This window comes from Paenibacillus sp. FSL H7-0442 (assembly GCF_038593105.1).
Classification (GTDB): domain Bacteria; phylum Bacillota; class Bacilli; order Paenibacillales; family Paenibacillaceae; genus Paenibacillus; species Paenibacillus polymyxa_D.
The window spans coordinates 1,526,849-1,544,779 of record NZ_CP151963.1 but is presented as its reverse complement, the minus strand read 5'-3'; the positions used below and the strand labels follow the sequence as shown (position 1 = coordinate 1,544,779).

The window sequence follows — 17,931 nt, the reverse complement described above, 5'->3', positions numbered from 1 at the left end:
GAATCACTGCATCTAAGAAGCATCAGCCTTCCTCTCTCTGCTGAACATCATCCACATTCCATTCTCTATAGAACTGCTCCAGGTACAGCTCCATCCATTGATGCCGAACCTCCGCCAGCTCTCGGGCATAAGTGGTATTCATTAAATCCTGGAGCTTGAGCAGCTTTTCGTAAAAATGGTATATGGCACTTTTACCTGCGGCACGATACTCATGCTGTGAAAAATCTTTATCCGGGTGATGCATCATACTGCCTTTTGAGCCTGCATACATAAAGGTTCTTGCAATCCCAATTGCTCCAAGAGCATCTAACCGATCCGCATCCTGCACAACTTGACCCTCCAGCGTCTCCATGGGCGGGTTTTGTCCACCATTGTAGGACATCGTAGCAATAATAGTCATCACGTGCGCGATTATATCCAGATCACTTACATGCAGAAGCAGCCACTGCTCTACTTTATCCAGCCCGGCTTGTTTGGAATCATTTAATTTTTCATCCGCTACATCATGCAGCAGTGCTGCCAGTTCACAAATAAACGAATCTGCGCCCTCTTTGGCAGCAATTTTAAGAGACAGCTTTCTCACCCGGTCTATATGCCACCAATCGTGACCACTATGATCATGCTCCAACTGTTGCTGTACAAAGGGCTCTGCCTTTTGAATAATATCTGCACAAATCGCTTCCTGTTGCTCCGTTCGTCTCTTCATATGTCACCTTTCAATCCAGTCCATACTTTCTATAGGTAGGTTCGTTTGATTTTTTAATGCAAACCACATCAATCGTAGTCGCGGAAGTTCTTTTACATTTTCCCTACCCTATCTCTAATCCTATATAACTTAATTCCGTATCTTACTCTACTCCACGACACCAAGCTCGCGGTTCTTCTCCTTAAAGCGGCTGTTATGAGAAGAAACATATGCCGCTTTGTCAGCTGCCGGATCAATATACAGCTTCGCGCTGTTCAGCGCAAGGGCGGCATCTGTGAACGCACCGGCAATCAGATACAGCTTACTTCCGTACTCGACAAAATCGCCTGCCGCGAAAATCCCCGGCAGATTCGTTTCCAGCTTTTCGCTCACTCGGGCATGCCACTCCCCCATATCCAGTCCCCAATCCCGAAGCGGACCGAAATCGGATTTTAGTCCATGATTTACGATGACTGCATCGACATTCAGCACCTGTATTTCGTCCGTATCTACATGACTGATCGTTACCTGTTCAATCGTCTCTCCATTGTTGCTATGTAGCTGACTCACCGCGTATGGCGTGAGAACACGGACCGAAGATGATTTCATACGCGCTACATTTTTCTCATGTCCACCAAAGTGATCCCGACGATGTACGACGGTCACACTCGCCGCAATAGACTCCAGCTCATTCGCCCAATCCACTGCTGAGTCGCCCCCACCGGAAATCAGGACGTGCTTGCCCCGAAATGGCTCTAGCTCTTGTACAGTATAATGCAGGTTCGTAACCTCATAGCGGTCCGCCCCCTCAATCTCCAGCTTAGCCATTTTGAGAATACCATAGCCTACTGCCAGAACGATCGTGCGTGTCCAATGCTGTTCCCCTGTGGCAGAAGTTAGCAGGAACGTGCCATCCTCTTGCCGATCCAAACCAGTGATCTGCTGCCCCAGCACAATGGTAGGCTCGAACGTCCGCGCTTGCTGCTCCAGCTGATCAATCAGCTTTTCACATAAAACCGGGGTAACCCCTCCGACATCCCATATCATCTTCTCTGGGTATATGCGCATCCGTCCGCCCAACTCATGCTTGGCTTCGATCAGCTTGGTCTTCATATCTCTCATTCCACTGTAAAATGCGGTATACATACCGGCAGGACCACCGCCGATGATCGTTACATCATATAATTCCAAGGACACTGTCACTCTGCAACTCTCCCTATCATAGCGTAATATGTCTGCTTTTATTATAAGTGATAATAATTATCAATATCAATTAGGAAATAAAAACATGGCCCTTGGAGAGGTTTTCGTGACCTTAGAACTACATCTTATGGGTTAATATAGCTACTCATGCATGGAAGCATCCATATATTCATTTCCTCTTTCGTTCTATCAAGTGAATGTTTCAAAAAAGTTACTTCCATCGATCATCCAATACTGTTCAGATGAAGGTACCTCGTTCATAAAGTTTTGATATTCTCCTTTCCACCCCACTGGGACATAGTGTTCAAACGAAGCTGGCTCAGGAAATAGCGAATAGAGAACTTTCTCATCAAAGTTAACATACAGAGCAGGATAAAACTCCAGCACTTCATCCTGATGCTGAATAGCATCATCCAGCAACTGGAGCATTGAAGTTAGCTCCCCTGTAGCCACCTTATATTCACAGATGTGATCTAAAAATGCTCCTGCTGTGGTTTCATCCAAAATAGGGATACCAAACCGTTCCTCCATCTCGGTATTCAAAAACCAATATTCTCTTTCCGTCACATACCAATTCCATTTTCCTTCAAAAATAACACCAACAATGATGTTTTGCGCATATTCAGGCCATAATTTCATGAGCTTCTCGCGTTCCTCTCTTTCTCACTCACAATTCGATCCAAAACCGGTTTACACGGTTTCCGTCTTCCTCTATGTAATCCTTGTCCGGCATTCCGCCGTTTTGTATGATTGTTTTTTTGGAGGAAATATTATCGGAGTCGCATACGACCAGGACTCGGGAAATCCCCAGCTCTTTTGCTTTTTCCAGCGCCAAGGCCAGCATTGTAACAGCGTACCTGTTCCCTCGTGCAGAAGGACGGATACCGTAACCGATATGACCTCCGGCATTCATTAGGTGTTCGTTAAGGACATGCCTGATATTCACCGCTCCCACAACCTGTTCATTCGCATTCACAAGCCAGTATGTGGAGCTTTTGACCCAGCCTTCAGACAGGTTCATTCCATTTTCCTGATTACTTAAAAACGTCAGCATACCTTCAAAATCGTACGGCTCTACAGAGATCACCCAAGGTACCATATGCTCCTGACTCTGTTTCCATTCCTCATAAAATGAAAGATAAGCTTCCTTCCAGTCCTGATCCGGCTTTACCAATCTGACGGTCTGCATCCCACTCACTACCTCCTCTTTAAACACTCAATTTGTCTGCTATTGCTTTATACCTCAATATCCATGAATTTTTGCGCCCAATCTGCAAAAGAGAGCTTATCATCCCAAGTGATTTGCTTCATCGCTTTGGCACATCCCCAGTTTAGAACCTGCTGATGCAGCATATGCACCCGGAAACGCTCAGTAAATCCTTCTTTAGCTTCCATCCCTTGTGCGTAGGCAGTAAGAAAACCTTTTGCCAATTCTTCTTCGCCGTTCTCCAGATACATGGTGGTTATTTTCGGAAGATCTGCAACCCCATCCCCAAAATAGGCTGTCGTAAAATCAAAAAGACCACTGACTCCCCAGCCCTTATTCCCATTCTGCACAAGGAAATTTTGCGGTTTAAAATCCCCCATCACGAAAGTGGCAGCTTCCAGCTGATCGAATGCTTGACGGGAGCCTTCCAATATTTCCTCTACCCATTCCATATCCTGTACAGAAATGTTCGAGTATTTTTTGGCATCCTCTAGCCAATAGCGAATTCGTCCATACAACCATACTCGATAAGAGACTTCAAAAGGACGAATGCCTAGAGTTGTTGTATCCAGCTCTCCACTGTTCTTAACCTTCCATCTATGAAGCTCTAACAAAACAGTAGCAAGCATTTCAACCATTTGCTGTTTATCCAGCGAGGTCAGCTTTGCTTATAAGACAGCAAACGTCCCAAATCAAAACGATTCAGCATCCTTTGCACTTGTTCAATTGTTACCTCGCCTAGCCGATTAGATGAGAAATATATGGTCGTCGTCATCTCTATACACCATAGCTCTTAATCGTTGCTTCCAGAGTTTCATCTGTATCCGCCAGCCACACGGAACTAACTTCAAACGTTCCTGGCTCAAAAAACAATGGAAATCTCCGCTTAAACCAATCCTGCATCGGCAGATTTAGCGCTTCTTTCATATCCACCCACAGCAGTTCTCCCTCGGGGGGATTTTTTAATAGTTCACCTTCAGTGGCTGTAGCCAAATAGTTAAAGACCATATATCTCAGCCCTTGGCTTGGGTCACAATATTCGTCGATTCCTTTAAATACGATTTTCGTAACGGTTAAGCCTGTTTCTTCCCTTACTTCACGAATGGCCCCATTCACAATGCTTTCTGGAAACTCTACTTTTCCTCCTGGAGCAATATAACCCGGAAACCCCTTTCGATTGGGTCTATTCATAAGCAATACCTTACTTCCGTCCTGAATCATACACATGGTATATATTTTGTGTGTCACTTCTGTTGTCAATCCGATCATACCTTTCTTTATTCACGATTCACTAAAATCTAGTTTTACTTTCACACCGACAAACTGTGGTTAAATATGGCATTTCCCATACTTTAACTCGTTATTTTGTAGAGCGCAATAACTCTAACCATAGACTAGACTTGAGAACTCATGCCTAAGTCGGTCAAAATTAGTAAAAAAAAGACCGCCTTTCTACAGAGCCGCTGGTACTACCAAGCGGCTCCAGAAAGGAACGGTCTTATCCTAAACTTAATCATCATGCCAATACTCCGTTTTCTAGGCACGCTCCGGATAACGAGAACCTGCTGCGAAACCTTTAGGCGAAATACGCTCGATCTCTTGAAGCTCTGCTTCCGACAAAGAGACCTGTAGGGCACCAAGATTTTCACGCACTCTTTCCAATCTCTTCGTTCCTGGAATCGGGACGATATGGTCGCCTTGCGCAAGCAGCCATGCCAGCCCCAACTGAGCAGAAGTACAACCTTTTTGGGCAGCCAGCTTTTCGATCAGGAGGACAACCTCTAGATTTTTGGTGAAATTCTCGCCTTGGAAGCGAGGGAAATGACGGCGGTAATCATCCACTGGCAGATCGTCAAATTTTTTGATCTGTCCCGTGAGGAAACCTCGACCCAGTGGACTGTAGGGGACGAAGCCGATTCCCAGTTCGTTTAGTAGCGGAAGGACATCGTCTTCCACTTCTCTGCTCCACAAGGAATATTCGGTTTCTACTGCGGTAATTGGATGCACCGCATGCGCGCGGCGGATCTGTTCAGCCGACGCTTCCGACAAGCCGATATAACGGATTTTCCCTTCCTTAACCAAATCGGCCATCGTTCCGACGGTCTCTTCAATCGGAGTATTGGGATCGACTCGATGCTGATAATACAGGTCGATATAATCAGTCCCCAGATGAAACAGACTGGCGTCTACGGATTTTTTAATATATGCCGGATCTCCCTTGGGTCCCTGAGTGTGTGTGATCCCGAATTTAGTGGCAATCACTACCTCCTCCCGACGACCCTTGAGCGCACGTCCAACTAGCTTCTCATTGCCGCCGAACTTCTGCTGTGCGTATTCCTCACCATAAAGATCTGCTGTATCAAACAACGTTACGCCAAGGTCCAGCGCTCCCTGAAGTGTGCGCACCGACTCCTCGTTGTTCGGCATCATCATCGTGCCAAGGCCCAGAGCTGATACCTCCAGCCCTTCACATCCCAATTTCCTTTTCAGCATATCATGGTTCCCTCTTTTCTTTGGGTAAATGGATGGAATGAACATGTACTCATTCTAATAGACCCTTATGGAGGCAACCACAGTACGTTTATACTAGTAACAAGATTACCAGGCAGAGGATTGGCTTACTGGCGTGTAGATACAAAAGTGCAGACCCGGTTGGTCCGTAATACTTGCTAAAGAATTAATATCATAGGAAACTGCTTCCACAGCGCCAGGGATTTGAAGGGAAACCCGATTCACCTTTTTGAGCTGGATATGATGCTGCTTCCACATGGTGTCAAACTCCATACTTTCCACACGCAGCCGTTCTACCGTCTCCTCAAACCAAGGATCTCCTAAATACTTGTCATAATAGGTTCTAAAAACAGCTACCGAATAGGACGCGAATTCTTCCCAGTTAACCATTCGACGACGTAATTCGGAATCCACGAACAATAAACGAATCATGACACGTTCAGAAACGGACAGGGAAGAAAAATCGGTAATCACCTCATTCGCCGCGCTATTCCAAGTAAGCACTTCCGCTTTTTCATTGCTGATAAAGGAAGGATAGGACAACTGATCAATAATATGTTGCCACTGTGGATTCAGCCTTGTATGGATGGGCGAAATCGCAACCGCCTCATTAGGATTCCACAATTGAATTAGATGTGCTCTCTCATCATGAGTTAATTGTAGAGCTTCTCCTATACTTTCGATAATCTCCTTAGATGCTGTTACTTCTCTACCTTGTTCCAGCCATGTGTAATACGTCGCACTGACACCTGCCAGCATCGCAACTTCTTCTCGGCGAAGCCCCGGTGTTCTTCGCTGACCCTGTGAAAGTCTAAGACCTGCCTGCTCTGGTTGAAGTCGATTTCGACGTGATTTCAGAAAAGCTCCCAACGTTTTCGATTTACTATTATCATTAGACATGTGTTACCTCTTTTCGAATCAATCGCTATAGAACGCTCACAGTCCCTCGTCAAACAACTGTAGGCCTATGATTTCAAAGGCGACACCGTCGCCCGCTTTAACGTTGACATCACCATTCACTTCTTCAGAATCCAAAATAAACGTAGTGTCTCCTACTACAATCTCCACACATTCTATCTCGTCTGCTTCGCCTTGCATCACTTGATGTATCGTTCCTTGAATCCAATAGTCGCCTAGCTTTGGTTGAGGTCGAAAAATCCCTGTCTCTTCAGTAGGCTTCAGCCTCCTGAACCCCTCTATACTGGATTGAGAAGTCTCGACCGAAATTACACAACCGGGAATCATCTTATTTAAGCTTTGTTCATACGGGACAACATACGCATATCCAGAAGTCAGTTCATGCCAAAAATATGTCCAGTAGCCGTATACTTTTTCCTTGCCAATATTACGAATGGTGATATGCTGATCTTTATTTATTTCCTTGATCTGTACGCGCATCTATAGAATCCTCAGTAGATATTTTTCTTATAATAATAGTGTTTAAAGCCTCTCGGAGCATCGTCAATGACACCAACGACTTCATACCCCTGCTTTTCATAGAATTCGGGCGCTTGGAAAGTAAAGGTATTAAGTTGTATAAAATCGCACCCTTTTTCTTTAGCAATTTGTTCAATTTCACCGAGTAGTTGTGAACCGTAGCCCTTTCCTCTGTAGCTCTGATCTACCCACAAAATATCAACCTCCACCCAGTTCCAACATAGTACACTTAGGAGACCGCCTATCACCTGACCGTCTTCATTTTTAAGCGTAAGATTAATCTCTTCGTATTGGGTTCGAATATCTGCTGGAACGTGTTTCGCATTAAACTCAATCAACTTGTTTCTGACTAAACGCGCTTCATCTCTACTACTTCGATTCATCTGAGGTTCCAGCGTCATGGCATAAATCCTCCAATTTGAAATGATTACTAGCACTTACTGATTTAAATATAGAAAATAATAGGGTTAAAATACTTTCATCTTCCTACTGTTATATATTGTATATACTTTTCTATGTTTAGTCACATGATTCAATTTAGATGGACAGAATTATTCTAATCTAAATATCGCTGATTAAAGTCGTTCCCTGGATTCATGCAAAATATTTAGTAACGAAAAAAGCAGGCCCCTCTGAAACGGAGAACCTGCTATCCTTTATATCCATCGTCTGCCATACAGGAGAAGAGAGGGGATGATTAAATTGAAATATCCAGTGATTTCCCAACTCCCGTAATATCGCTGCTGTTAGCGCTGTTGATACGAGTTGTTTCTGTGTTACTTGGAGCGGGCTTTTCCATTTTTGGAGTTGACGTACTGCTGGATTGCGAACTTTGCTGTGCAATTTGAGCTTCAATCTGTTTAATTTGTTGCTGAAGCTGCTTCATTTTTGTTTCTTTTGTATCTTTATTATCCTTACTTTGCTGTACCTTGTTGTACTCCGCTTCAAGTTGAGCTTTTTGCTTTTCCAGACTAGCTGTATCGTTGGTACTGGATGAAGATGAAGTGCTTGAAATAGATATAGAACTGCTGGATGTGGATGAAATGTTCATACGAGATTTCCCCTTTATAAAAGTATGAGTTTACACGTGTGGGCTAACCGGTTCTAAGCTATGGTGTTGCACTCTAATGACTATGACTACGATGATACAGATTGTTCAAAAGTCTTAGCGATTTTATCGAATAAAGCCGATATTTCTTCATCTGTGGCATTCGTAGGAAGCGGAGCCTGCATTCCTCCCGTGTATTTCATGAATTCCTTGCTCAGTTCGAGTGAATCGTTAGATTTCTTGTGTGTGGTATGCCCCGTGGTATTTAGTCCATTCTCATGTGACTTCACCGTATTCGAATGATCATAGGAAGTCGTGATAAGATGTCTGTTAATGGATAGTGACAAAATAGATTCCCTCTCAGTGTACATAATGTTTTTGGCTGCCCACCTACCTTTCATCGGTAGCAAATCTGAATGCAACCTGAGGGTATGCTGAATGATAACTGAATCAATACAGACTCATTAATACCGTAACCCTTTTATTATTTCCTAGACCATAGTCAAGGAAAATCCCCTCCGCAAGACGGGGGGATCAACCCTACTTGAGACAGGAGTAAGTAAAGGGATAATTTGTTACTCTTAGCAAAGAATAAATGAACGTATTTTAAAAATTGAAAGTAGGGAAATGATGTATGATCCGTATTAGCCATTTGGTTCACGAGAGACTTATGTTTCTATTCAAATTTTTGTACTCGCCTGCATATGTGGGTAGTGTAACACCAAGTTCCAGATTTTTAGCTAAAAATATGATAGAATCCATTCCATGGAGTGAAGTTCATGCTGTTGCCGAGCTTGGTGCTGGAACAGGGGCAATTACCCAATACATCCCGTCTGCTGCTGAATTTCAACCCAAGGTTTTACTCTTTGAGAAAGACCAAACCATGCAGCAGAGTTTAAAAAGAAGATTCCCGAATTATCTGTGCTATTCCGACTCGCGTGAGCTTCAGCTTGCTATGAAAAATGCCCAAATAGAACAGCTTGACTGCATAATCAGTGGGCTGCCTTTTTTCAATTTCCCACAAGCGATGCGGAATCAAATTGTAGAACAAATTCATCTATCGCTCAGGGATGGAGGAATGTTTGTGGCCTTTCAATACTCTAAACAGATGAAGCAGCAGTTAGGTGAATGGTTTGATATTGAAGAAATCAAGTTTGTGCCCATGAATGTTCCACCCGCATTCGTGTATGTATGCCGAAAGAAAGCTTAAGAAAGGAGTACGGGTATGGACGTGGAATATTTAATTTCCATCATCGAACAATACGGCTATGCAGCATTATTCTTTTCTCTATGGCTTGGGATTGTGGGTCTGCCCATCCCGGATGAAGTCATTGTGATGACTGGCGGGGCTGTAACAGGCATGGGCATACTTCACCCGTTACCCGCTTTTTTAATTGTATATCTTGGGGTTATATCAGGCCTGTCCTTAGGTTATGTATTGGGGAGAACCGTGGGCACACCGATTCTAGAACGTTTACGCCGGAAGAAAAAAATGGACAAGTACATTACGTTTTCGGAAAAATTGATACATAAGTATGGGAACTTCACTATTTGCATCAGTTATTTGCTGCCGATCGTCCGTCACATTATTCCTTATATTGTCGGAATCAATAAAATGAGCTTCAAGCGCTATGCCCTCTTCTCTTATTCAACGGGTTTGATCTGGACGCTGATCTTCTTTCTACTCGGGCGTATCTTTGGCGATCATGTACAGGCAGTAGGAGAACTGATTCATCGTTATGGCTCGCAGATGGCATTGCTTGTCATCATGCTGACCATTATATTTTTTATAATGAAATTAGTATGGGGAAAGAAAACAACGGAGGAGTAAAGGTAGAACACGGTCGGCTAGTCTCCTGCAAAGGAGGTAATGCCTGTGGAGGTTAAAGATACATTGATGTTGATGATTCAATTTGCGACATTGGTGATCTTGATTCTTTCCTTCAACAAAAAGAAATAGACCGCCCTCTGGAAAAGGAATGCGGTCTATTTTACTAATCCAACCCTACAACTACCGCCCTTATAAGCGGCTGTTGCAAAAGAGTGAGGATGTTGGCAGCATCCTTGCTCTTTTTCAGTATATACTTATTAGCTTTAATTTATCACAGGAAAAACCATATTGCCAATATGGAAAGCCTTTAAAGTGGCGGCTTACACCCCGAGCTATTTCTTTAATTGAAGCAACTTAACCAGCTTATCATGAATGGCAGTATTCGGGTAATTCCCGCTAAACTGAGAAGAGCCTGGGCCCATCGCGGTTAACGCCACATCAACAGATGTATGTCCTCCCGTGGTCCAGTCAATATAAAACTTTTCATTAGAGCCTTTTACAGTAAAAGGACCATCCTCTTTGGAAACACCTTCACCGGATTCATCCTCCGCATCTTCGCCTTCAATCGCCAAACCGCCCGTTTCATGATCTGCTGTCACCAACACTAATGTATCTGGATGTGCTTTGGCATACTCTTTAGCTACTTTAACGGCCTTATCGAGCTGTTGCCCAGCCTTAATCGTTAGCTCACCTTCATTGTCATGCGCCATCTCATCCGTTCCTTCTTCTTCTACCATCAGGAAAAAACCTTTTTGGTTTTTGGAAAGAACATCAATTGCTTTGGTCGTCATATCCGGTAAAGAAACCGTTGGATTGTAAGAGTTACCCTGCTTGTTGTGAGCTTGGAACATCTCTTCATTGGCGAACAGCCCCAGCAACTTAGAACCTTTGGCTGCTTTCATTCCTGTCTGATCCGTCACATAGCTATAACCCAGCTTCTTCGCTTGTTCTACCAAATTCCCTTGAGTTCCCTTACTCGCTTCCTCAGGATCTTCTGCCGGAGCATCTGGATGTTTGCCTACTGTTCCGGCAGGGTACCAGAAATCCTCACCACCGCCCAGAATAACATCCAGCTTGCTTTTCTCCAAATACTGTTTGGCAATCTCGCTTTGAGCGGAGCGTTTTTCGACATGCGCACCAAAGGCAGCCCCCGTTGCGTCTGTCACTTGGCTTGTCGTCACGACACCTGTAGACATGCCTGCTTTTTTAGCCAGCTCCATAATCGTTGTCACTGGTTTTTTATTCAAATCCATTCCAATCGCGCCGTTATACGTTTTCACACCTGTTGCAATAGCAGTCGCAGCGGCGGCAGAATCCGTAACCAGGTTATCCCCTGAACTTGTGCTAACCAGGCCGGTTACAGGCATGTTGTCCATTTCAAGTAATCCCGATTTCCCTACCGTCGCCAAGCGAATCGCGTTGCGACTTGCTTCTCCCATACCATCGCCGATAAAGAGAATGACATTCTTAGGGGCATCGACTTTCGCTGACGAGGTTTTCTGTCCTTTGGATACCTGTGTCGTAGTAGACTTGGTATTAGATGAGGCTGCAAAAGCGTTAGGGATATTAGCAGATAACAATGGCGCACTCAAAACGGTAATGGCACCTAAAGCAAGGATACTCTTTTTCATCGAACGCTTTTTCACAAGGTCACACTCCAATAAATTTAATATTCATATATGATAAAGTAATCATATATCTGCTTTGTAAAGTATCGTAAAGCAATAGATTACACGAATGTAAAATTTGGAGTGCTCACCTGTTTTTTATAAGACAAAAGAAGGCACCGACTTTTGGTATATCAAAGTCGATGCCTCTTATATTAAATCGCAGCGATATTTTTGCCGATCGGCATGGTGTAGTAGAGCGGCTTTTGCTGTCCATTTTGCTGATAGACTACAAGCAGAAGCGTGCGGCCTTCGGCAGTCAATGGGCTACCCCCACTCAGGATATGATCCAGACTGAACGGCAGTACATCTAGAACAGCGTGCTTTTGCAGTTCTTTTTCACTCAGCTTCAAGGAAGCAAAGGCTGGGATAATCTCGCGGTATGGCTGCGGCTGTTGAATGCCTACATCCGTTTCGCCTGTACTCTCCTTGCTCGCATCTGCCACAAAATCTGCAACCACAGGTGACAACAGCGCATCCGGGTGCTGGAGAACCATTTTCATATAGCTGGACCAATCATTCTTCTCCAAGCTATGCTCCCACCAAATTTTACGCGGCTTATATTTATGGTTAAGGAAATAATCAAGCTTCATCAGTCCAAGCACCATATCCATTCGCTTTGTTCCACGCGATTCCAGAAAGGACTGGAGACGTGTGAACAAGTCTTCGAGCTGATGTCCGATTTTTTGCCAGCCCTGTCCTTCCCAGTAGTCTCCGAATTCCTGAAAGAAATCAAAGGCGGACGAGAATTCACGCTCAATCAGATAGTTGACTGTATGATCCATACGATGAGAGTTCCAATATTTTTCCAATACATCTTCCAAGCGCTTGAGTCGGACGATATCGGCAAAGGAAAGGACGTCATTGCTCAGCATTTCATAAGGCGCCACGTCCATGTACGTGTAGTTGTACTTATCTGCGTCGATACGCAGTCCAGTGCCACGCAGCATTTTGAGGAAGCCAAGTTGAAGCTCTTCCGGGCCGAGCGCAAAAACGTCATTAAACGTTTTACGGAATGTGTTGTAGTCCTCCAAGGGCAACCCGGCGATCAAATCCAAATGCTGGTCAATTTTACCGCTTTGTTTGACCTTGGTAACAGTACGGGAAAGTTTGGTAAAGTTCTGGCGACGCTTAACCAACTCATTGGTAGGATCATTCGTTGATTGGACGCCGATTTCAAAACGAAATACGCCCGGCGGCGCGTTTTCCGCCAAATAATCCAATACCTCGGGACGCATAATATCTGCCGTAATCTCAAACTGGAAGACACAACCACGGTGATTTTCAATCAAAAATTTGAACATTTCCAGCGCATAATCGCGTTTAATATTAAACGTCCGATCCACGAACTTAATTAGGTTGGCTCCATTGTCGATCAGATACAGAATATCTGACTTTGTACGCTCGATATCGTAATAGCGCACCCCAACTTCGATGCTTGACAGACAAAACTGGCAGCTGAACGGACAGCCCCGGCTCGTTTCGAAATAAACAACCCGTTTCCCGAGTTCCGGTATATCTTCTGCAAAACGATAGGGCGACGGCAGCTCGTTCAAGTCCGCTTTCGGACGACCGGGCATCTGAATGACCTCTTCTCCCTTACGGTAAGCCAGTCCATACACAAAATGGAACTTGCGATCCCCTTCCAGCTCCTGCAGCAGTTGATGGAAGGTTTCCTCTCCTTCACCAACCACGATAAAGTCCACATTCGCCAAACGCTTCATCCAGTGATCCGTATCGTAGGATACCTCTGGACCACCCAGAACAATTTTGACTTCGGGCATAATCTTTTTCAACACATCAATGACTTTAATCGTCTCTTCAATGTTCCAAATATAACAGGAAAAGCCGATGACATCTGCCCCCCGTTGAAACAAATCGGATACGATGTTCATCACCGGGTCCTTAATCGTGTACTCCGCCAGCTCGATATCAAAGTCCTTTTCACTGTAGGCTTTGAGGCATCGAATTGCCAGCGAGGTATGAATATATTTTGCATTTAACGTTGATAAAATGACTTTCATAGGTCACAACCTTCTATAGTTTGCATGGACTGTTATATCCTTACCTTAGTATGGCTATTCAAAATCCTCGTACACATCGTCTGCATAAATCTCGTCCTCACTTACCGTTCCCCCGATATTCCCCTGATTATGAAAAAAATCAAGAAACGGCTTGCCGTACTTGCGGAACTTCACTTCTCCGACACCCTTGATCCGCAACATCTCTGCCTCGGATTGTGGGCTCGCTACGCTCATCTCACGCAGCGTCGCATCATTGAAAATGATATAAGACGGTACATGCTCCTGAGCGGCCAGATCGCGGCGGATCAGGCGCAATTGCTCGAACACGGTTTCGTTGACTGCGGCCGGGTATGCATCGCGTCCCTGTCGTCCGCGTGAACCTGCTCCACCTGCAAAAGCCGTGGCATGTCGCACCACACGCTGCATGACTTCTCGCTGGCCTTTCAGCACTTCAGCCGCAAGCTGCTGCAAGCGTACGACCGGATATTGTCCCTCGGACAACATCAGATAGCCTTCCGAAACAAGAACATTGATGATTTCGGCGATCTCTTTTTCCGTCCGGTTGCCCATCACGCCATAGGTTGGTAGGCTGTCAAAACCATACTGCAGCACTTTTTTGTTACGCGAGCCTTTCAACACCGAGGCGACCATCGAGACCCCATAACGTTCCCGCATGCGATGAATGCACGAAAAAATCTTTTGCGCATCTATGGTCATATCAACCAGTTCCCGTTCATCTGTACATGAACTGCATATGCCGCAAGCTTTATGCTCCTCCGCTTCTCCGAAATACTCAAGCTGTGCTGTACGTAGGCAACGAGTCGTGTAGCAATAATCAACCATCTGCTGGAGCTTGCGATAGTCATTACGCTTGCGGTCTTCATCCTGTGGATTTTGCTCAATCAGGAACTTCTGCGTCACAATATCTTGCGGTCCGAACAGCAAAATACATTGACTCGGGTCGCCATCACGTCCTGCGCGTCCCGCCTCTTGCACGTACGCCTCCATATTTTTAGGCATGTTGTAGTGAATGACATAGCGTACGTTCGATTTATCTATCCCCATGCCGAAGGCATTGGTTGCTACAATGACACGGATATCGTCGTACAGAAACCCTTCCTGGCTATCTGCACGTTCCTGATCTGTCATCCCGGCATGATAGCGTCCAGCCGCCATGCCTGCGTCACGCAGCCGTTGGTACAAATCGTCCACGTCCTTACGTGTCGCCGCATAAATAATGCCCGATTCACCCTCATGCTCACGGGCATAATTCAGTAAAAAGCTGCGTTTGTCTTCCCCGCGCAGCACACTGAACGCCAAATTGGGCCGTCCAAGGCCTGTAACGAACGTCTCCGGTGAGCGCAGACGAAGCAAGCGCACGATGTCATCCATGACCTGCGGTGTCGCCGTTGCCGTAAACGCAGCCACGATTGGACGTTCATACAGCCCGTCCACGAATGGAGCCACAGCCAGATAGCTGGTACGGAAATCATGGCCCCACTGCGATACGCAGTGAGCCTCATCTACCGCTACGCAGGAAATCGGCAACTGAGCCATTTCATCGCGAAACCAGTCCAGTTCCAGTCGTTCCGGTGCGACATACAGTAACTTCAAGTCACCATTCCGTGCGGCTCGTATGCGATCATTCACTTCTCGACCACTCAACGTACTATTGATGTAGGCAGCAGCAATCCCCATCGTGGTCAGCGCATCCACCTGGTCCTTCATCAGCGAAATGAGCGGTGACACGACAATGGTCAGCCCCTCATGCAACAACGCGGGGATCTGGTAGCATATCGATTTTCCGCCCCCTGTCGGCATGATGCCCAACGTATCGTTGCCCTCCAGCATACTGGCCACAATTTTCTTTTGTCCCTCCCGGAAATCGGGATAGCCATAAAATTTTTGCAGCAAGTCCTGCGCCCGTTCCAAGGTTGGTGCTTGTACACTCATAGTTTCAAAACTCCTCATATTTCTAGCGTCCTTGACGCATATCGGCTTTTCTTTCGTTACCTTTAGTTTACCGGGGTTCAGGGTAATGTTCAACCGCTAGAAGACTGCCAATCTGGTTTAGTCCCTTATGGCGTTCGCTGTTTTCTCATGATATAGTGAACACGGTGCCGAAAATTTGTCCATAATTATGAAGAGACACGGTTCCAAGAAGGAGAAAGAACCCATGAACAATCGGAAACCCCAACGGAAAAATCATACAAAATCTACGTCAAACGCAAGCCATTCCAAACGCAGTCATAAACCTGCCGGAAGATCTGGCTCCCATAGACCGGAAGCTCCACGGAGAACGAATGCTTTTGATAAAGCCCCTGCCAAAACATACATCGTCCAGGAGCCTGCCGAGCTGTTAAGCTTTTTAGTAGAGCATGTGACTGGCATGGGTCGCAACTCCATTAAATCAGCACTGGCTCGTGGGCAGGTGTCCGTCAACGGCATTCCGCGTACCGTGCATAATTTTCCACTGGAGCAAGGTCAGACTGTCGCTCTTTCCAAGGAAAAGGTAATTCCCGTCGTACCACTGACTGGGCTACGTATTTTGCATGAGGATGAAGCCATTATCGTTATCCATAAGGATGCCGGGTTGCTGTCCGTGGCTTCAGCGCAGGAGCAGGAAGTAACAGCCTATCGCCAGCTTACGGCCCATGTGAGACGCGAGCATCCGTACAATCGTATTTTTGTACTGCATCGTTTGGATCGTGATACATCAGGAGTGATGATGTTTGCGAAAAGCGAAGCCATACAGCAGGAAATGCAAAAAGCGTGGAAGGAAGTTGTGTATGAACGAACATACATTGCTCTTGTAGAAGGACAGGTTAAAAAAGCTGAGGGTACAATCACCTCATGGCTGAAAGAAAGCAAGACGCTAAAAATGTATTCCAGTCCTTATCCGAATGACGGACAACACGCAGTCACTCATTACAAGCTACTTCAAGCCAATCGGCATTTTTCTTTGCTGGAAGTACGTTTGGAGACCGGACGCAAAAATCAAATCCGCGTACATATGGAGGATATCGGTCATCCCATTGTTGGAGATAAAAAATACGGTTCCAAATCCAAGTCGATTGGGCGCCTTGGCCTACATGCGAGGGTATTGTCTTTTATTCATCCCGTCACCGGGGTATTGCTGCGTTTTGAATCCGACATCCCTAAAACCTTTTTGAATCCGTTCCGGGAGTAGAATTGAGCAAAGCATACGGAGATTAGATAGAAAAATAGAAGAGGAAATGAGGGGGCTGTAGAAGGACAGCACCCTTTTTTGATTGATTAAGCGGTATACCTCCGAACACCATCAGCCATTTTCATCAACTCATCCCATATATATATGGGCGTATTACACACTGGACAATCTACCCAACCATTTAAATAGGGTAATTGGGCAATCAGCTTGTTCTCTTCAATTTTTTGGGCATATTCGTGCAACCACTGCATATTAGCACCTCTATGGTCCAATGAACGGGGGCGAATCGGTTGGGGAACCAGATTATCTGAATTTACAGGATCCTTATCATAGACAACCAAGGTGTCATTCTGTTCATCAGGCCAAATATAGAGCGGGGTACCGCAATGCGGACAATCCAGCGTATATTCGTCACCAGTATCGAAGCTTTGTAGCATATAAGCTACGCAGCGATAACCCTGAAAAGCGGCACCCGCAGCCAGAACATAGCGTTTACCGACATCTCCTTCGTGTTCTTTCGCATACAGCACCATTTCTTCAGTCAATTCTGCAAGTCGGACAATGGCACACCGATATTGCGCGTAAATATATTCAGCCAGACTAGAATCCACTTTCACCTGATCCCTTGTAAATTCCAAAGGAACTTTGGTATGTAAGGGATTGTTATTCTTCGCTTCGAATATTCCGCAAATGTTATATATATCTGCACGAATCCCTATATCAGAACTTTTTAACGCAATGTCTACAAGGTAAGGTACAGCCGCAAATGTACAAGTATACAACGTATTTTGGTGATACAGCTCCTCCCAATACAAGGTGTCAGCCATTTCGCCATCATATCCGGCTTGGAGCTGCTTCAACATTTCCGGGACGTATTGAGAAGAACCATAAGGGCCTTGGAGCAGAGTCCAGGCCGGATCGGACAAAGCCAGCATCTTGATACTCCTTCCACCGTTTTTCTTACAGTAAAGGATTTTGCAAAAATCCAATAAGCGACTTCCAATGAACAAAGGTATAGAACGAAGTAGTTTAGTTCGTCTATATCTTGCACCTCGGAGCGACTGGAATCGAATTGTGCAAAATCCTGACAGTAACATGGGATCGGTTTGTAAATTAAACTCGCTAACA

Annotated in this window: 19 protein-coding genes; 3 read left to right on the top strand and 16 right to left on the bottom strand. The window is 45.3% G+C overall.

Annotation, left to right across the window (positions count from 1 at the left end; genetic code table 11):
• Positions 1-22: 22 nt before the first annotated feature.
• From MHH57_RS07020 to MHH57_RS06965, 12 genes are all read right to left on the bottom strand, one after another.
• On the bottom strand, positions 23-706 hold the full coding sequence (locus MHH57_RS07020) for an HD domain-containing protein (RefSeq protein WP_029516427.1): 684 nt from the start codon (positions 704-706) through the stop codon (positions 23-25).
• A 147-nt stretch (positions 707-853) separates the two neighbouring features.
• On the bottom strand, positions 854-1,888 hold the full coding sequence (locus MHH57_RS07015; protein WP_103047635.1) for an NAD(P)/FAD-dependent oxidoreductase: 1,035 nt from the start codon (positions 1,886-1,888) through the stop codon (positions 854-856).
• A 189-nt stretch (positions 1,889-2,077) separates the two neighbouring features.
• On the bottom strand, positions 2,078-2,527 hold the full coding sequence (locus MHH57_RS07010) for a hypothetical protein (protein ID WP_342434981.1): 450 nt from the start codon (positions 2,525-2,527) through the stop codon (positions 2,078-2,080).
• A 28-nt stretch (positions 2,528-2,555) separates the two neighbouring features.
• Positions 2,556-3,077, bottom strand: a complete 522-nt coding sequence (locus MHH57_RS07005; protein WP_341039104.1) for a GNAT family N-acetyltransferase — start codon at positions 3,075-3,077, stop codon at positions 2,556-2,558.
• A 47-nt stretch (positions 3,078-3,124) separates the two neighbouring features.
• Positions 3,125-3,733 (bottom strand): phosphotransferase, encoded by a 609-nt coding sequence (locus MHH57_RS07000; RefSeq protein WP_342434980.1) that lies wholly within the window; start codon positions 3,731-3,733, stop codon positions 3,125-3,127.
• Positions 3,734-3,872: 139 nt separating this feature from the next.
• A complete protein-coding gene (locus MHH57_RS06995) occupies positions 3,873-4,364 on the bottom strand; it encodes an 8-oxo-dGTP diphosphatase (RefSeq protein ID WP_069012034.1) in 492 nt (163 codons plus the stop codon).
• 267 nt (positions 4,365-4,631) lie between these two features.
• Positions 4,632-5,588, bottom strand: a complete 957-nt coding sequence (locus MHH57_RS06990; RefSeq protein WP_318626846.1) for an aldo/keto reductase — start codon at positions 5,586-5,588, stop codon at positions 4,632-4,634.
• A gap of 105 nt (positions 5,589-5,693) precedes the next feature.
• Positions 5,694-6,506 (bottom strand): helix-turn-helix transcriptional regulator, encoded by an 813-nt coding sequence (locus tag MHH57_RS06985; protein WP_342434979.1) that lies wholly within the window; start codon positions 6,504-6,506, stop codon positions 5,694-5,696.
• A 36-nt stretch (positions 6,507-6,542) separates the two neighbouring features.
• Positions 6,543-7,004 carry a hypothetical protein gene (locus MHH57_RS06980; protein WP_069012027.1) on the bottom strand — a complete coding sequence of 154 codons (462 nt, stop codon included), beginning with the start codon at positions 7,002-7,004 and terminating at the stop codon, positions 6,543-6,545.
• A gap of 11 nt (positions 7,005-7,015) precedes the next feature.
• Complete coding sequence (locus MHH57_RS06975) at positions 7,016-7,444, bottom strand: GNAT family N-acetyltransferase (protein ID WP_165144965.1); 429 nt, start codon at positions 7,442-7,444, stop codon at positions 7,016-7,018.
• A gap of 296 nt (positions 7,445-7,740) precedes the next feature.
• Entirely contained in the window at positions 7,741-8,094 is a 354-nt protein-coding gene (locus MHH57_RS06970) for a FlxA-like family protein (RefSeq protein WP_165144962.1), read from the bottom strand.
• Positions 8,095-8,180: 86 nt separating this feature from the next.
• Entirely contained in the window at positions 8,181-8,438 is a 258-nt protein-coding gene (locus MHH57_RS06965; protein WP_341071810.1) for a hypothetical protein, read from the bottom strand.
• A 287-nt stretch (positions 8,439-8,725) separates the two neighbouring features.
• On the opposite strand from MHH57_RS06965, the gene MHH57_RS06960 reads away from it, so the two are divergent.
• Both MHH57_RS06960 and MHH57_RS06955 read left to right on the top strand, forming a co-directional pair.
• Entirely contained in the window at positions 8,726-9,301 is a 576-nt protein-coding gene (locus MHH57_RS06960; RefSeq protein ID WP_322251346.1) for a phospholipid methyltransferase, read from the top strand.
• 15 nt (positions 9,302-9,316) lie between these two features.
• The gene (locus MHH57_RS06955; protein ID WP_342434978.1) at positions 9,317-9,922 is read left to right on the top strand and encodes a DedA family protein; all 606 of its coding nucleotides are present in this window, start codon (positions 9,317-9,319) and stop codon (positions 9,920-9,922) included.
• Between the two features lie 332 nt (positions 9,923-10,254).
• Here the strand turns inward: MHH57_RS06955 and MHH57_RS06950 are convergent, their stop codons facing one another.
• From MHH57_RS06950 to recQ, 3 genes are all read right to left on the bottom strand, one after another.
• Complete coding sequence (locus tag MHH57_RS06950) at positions 10,255-11,568, bottom strand: alkaline phosphatase (protein WP_185156331.1); 1,314 nt, start codon at positions 11,566-11,568, stop codon at positions 10,255-10,257.
• A gap of 176 nt (positions 11,569-11,744) precedes the next feature.
• Positions 11,745-13,613, bottom strand: a complete 1,869-nt coding sequence (locus MHH57_RS06945) for a radical SAM protein (RefSeq protein WP_165144953.1) — start codon at positions 13,611-13,613, stop codon at positions 11,745-11,747.
• 54 nt (positions 13,614-13,667) lie between these two features.
• A complete protein-coding gene (recQ, locus tag MHH57_RS06940; RefSeq protein WP_029516412.1) occupies positions 13,668-15,566 on the bottom strand; it encodes a DNA helicase RecQ in 1,899 nt (632 codons plus the stop codon).
• A 223-nt stretch (positions 15,567-15,789) separates the two neighbouring features.
• Here recQ and MHH57_RS06935 point away from each other — a divergent pair, with 223 nt between their 5' ends.
• Entirely contained in the window at positions 15,790-16,803 is a 1,014-nt protein-coding gene (locus MHH57_RS06935) for an RluA family pseudouridine synthase (RefSeq protein ID WP_069012016.1), read from the top strand.
• A gap of 86 nt (positions 16,804-16,889) precedes the next feature.
• On the opposite strand, the gene MHH57_RS06930 is transcribed toward MHH57_RS06935, so the two are convergent.
• On the bottom strand, positions 16,890-17,738 hold the full coding sequence (locus MHH57_RS06930) for a hypothetical protein (RefSeq protein WP_029516410.1): 849 nt from the start codon (positions 17,736-17,738) through the stop codon (positions 16,890-16,892).
• Between the last annotated feature and the right edge of the window lie 193 nt (positions 17,739-17,931).

Coding starts and splice junctions, on each gene's coding strand:
- MHH57_RS07020 (WP_029516427.1), bottom strand. CDS start 706: ATGAAGAGACGAACGGAGCAACAGGAAGCGATTTGTGCAGATATTATT.
- MHH57_RS07010 (WP_342434981.1), bottom strand. CDS start 2,527: ATGAAATTATGGCCTGAATATGCGCAAAACATCATTGTTGGTGTTATT.
- MHH57_RS07005 (WP_341039104.1), bottom strand. CDS start 3,077: ATGCAGACCGTCAGATTGGTAAAGCCGGATCAGGACTGGAAGGAAGCT.
- MHH57_RS07000 (WP_342434980.1), bottom strand. CDS start 3,733: ATGGTTGAAATGCTTGCTACTGTTTTGTTAGAGCTTCATAGATGGAAG.
- MHH57_RS06995 (WP_069012034.1), bottom strand. CDS start 4,364: ATGATCGGATTGACAACAGAAGTGACACACAAAATATATACCATGTGT.
- MHH57_RS06990 (WP_318626846.1), bottom strand. CDS start 5,588: ATGCTGAAAAGGAAATTGGGATGTGAAGGGCTGGAGGTATCAGCTCTG.
- MHH57_RS06985 (WP_342434979.1), bottom strand. CDS start 6,506: ATGTCTAATGATAATAGTAAATCGAAAACGTTGGGAGCTTTTCTGAAA.
- MHH57_RS06980 (WP_069012027.1), bottom strand. CDS start 7,004: ATGCGCGTACAGATCAAGGAAATAAATAAAGATCAGCATATCACCATT.
- MHH57_RS06975 (WP_165144965.1), bottom strand. CDS start 7,444: ATGACGCTGGAACCTCAGATGAATCGAAGTAGTAGAGATGAAGCGCGT.
- MHH57_RS06970 (WP_165144962.1), bottom strand. CDS start 8,094: ATGAACATTTCATCCACATCCAGCAGTTCTATATCTATTTCAAGCACT.
- MHH57_RS06960 (WP_322251346.1), top strand. CDS start 8,726: ATGATCCGTATTAGCCATTTGGTTCACGAGAGACTTATGTTTCTATTC.
- MHH57_RS06955 (WP_342434978.1), top strand. CDS start 9,317: ATGGACGTGGAATATTTAATTTCCATCATCGAACAATACGGCTATGCA.
- MHH57_RS06945 (WP_165144953.1), bottom strand. CDS start 13,613: ATGAAAGTCATTTTATCAACGTTAAATGCAAAATATATTCATACCTCG.
- recQ (WP_029516412.1), bottom strand. CDS start 15,566: ATGAGTGTACAAGCACCAACCTTGGAACGGGCGCAGGACTTGCTGCAA.
- MHH57_RS06935 (WP_069012016.1), top strand. CDS start 15,790: ATGAACAATCGGAAACCCCAACGGAAAAATCATACAAAATCTACGTCA.
- MHH57_RS06930 (WP_029516410.1), bottom strand. CDS start 17,738: ATGCTGGCTTTGTCCGATCCGGCCTGGACTCTGCTCCAAGGCCCTTAT.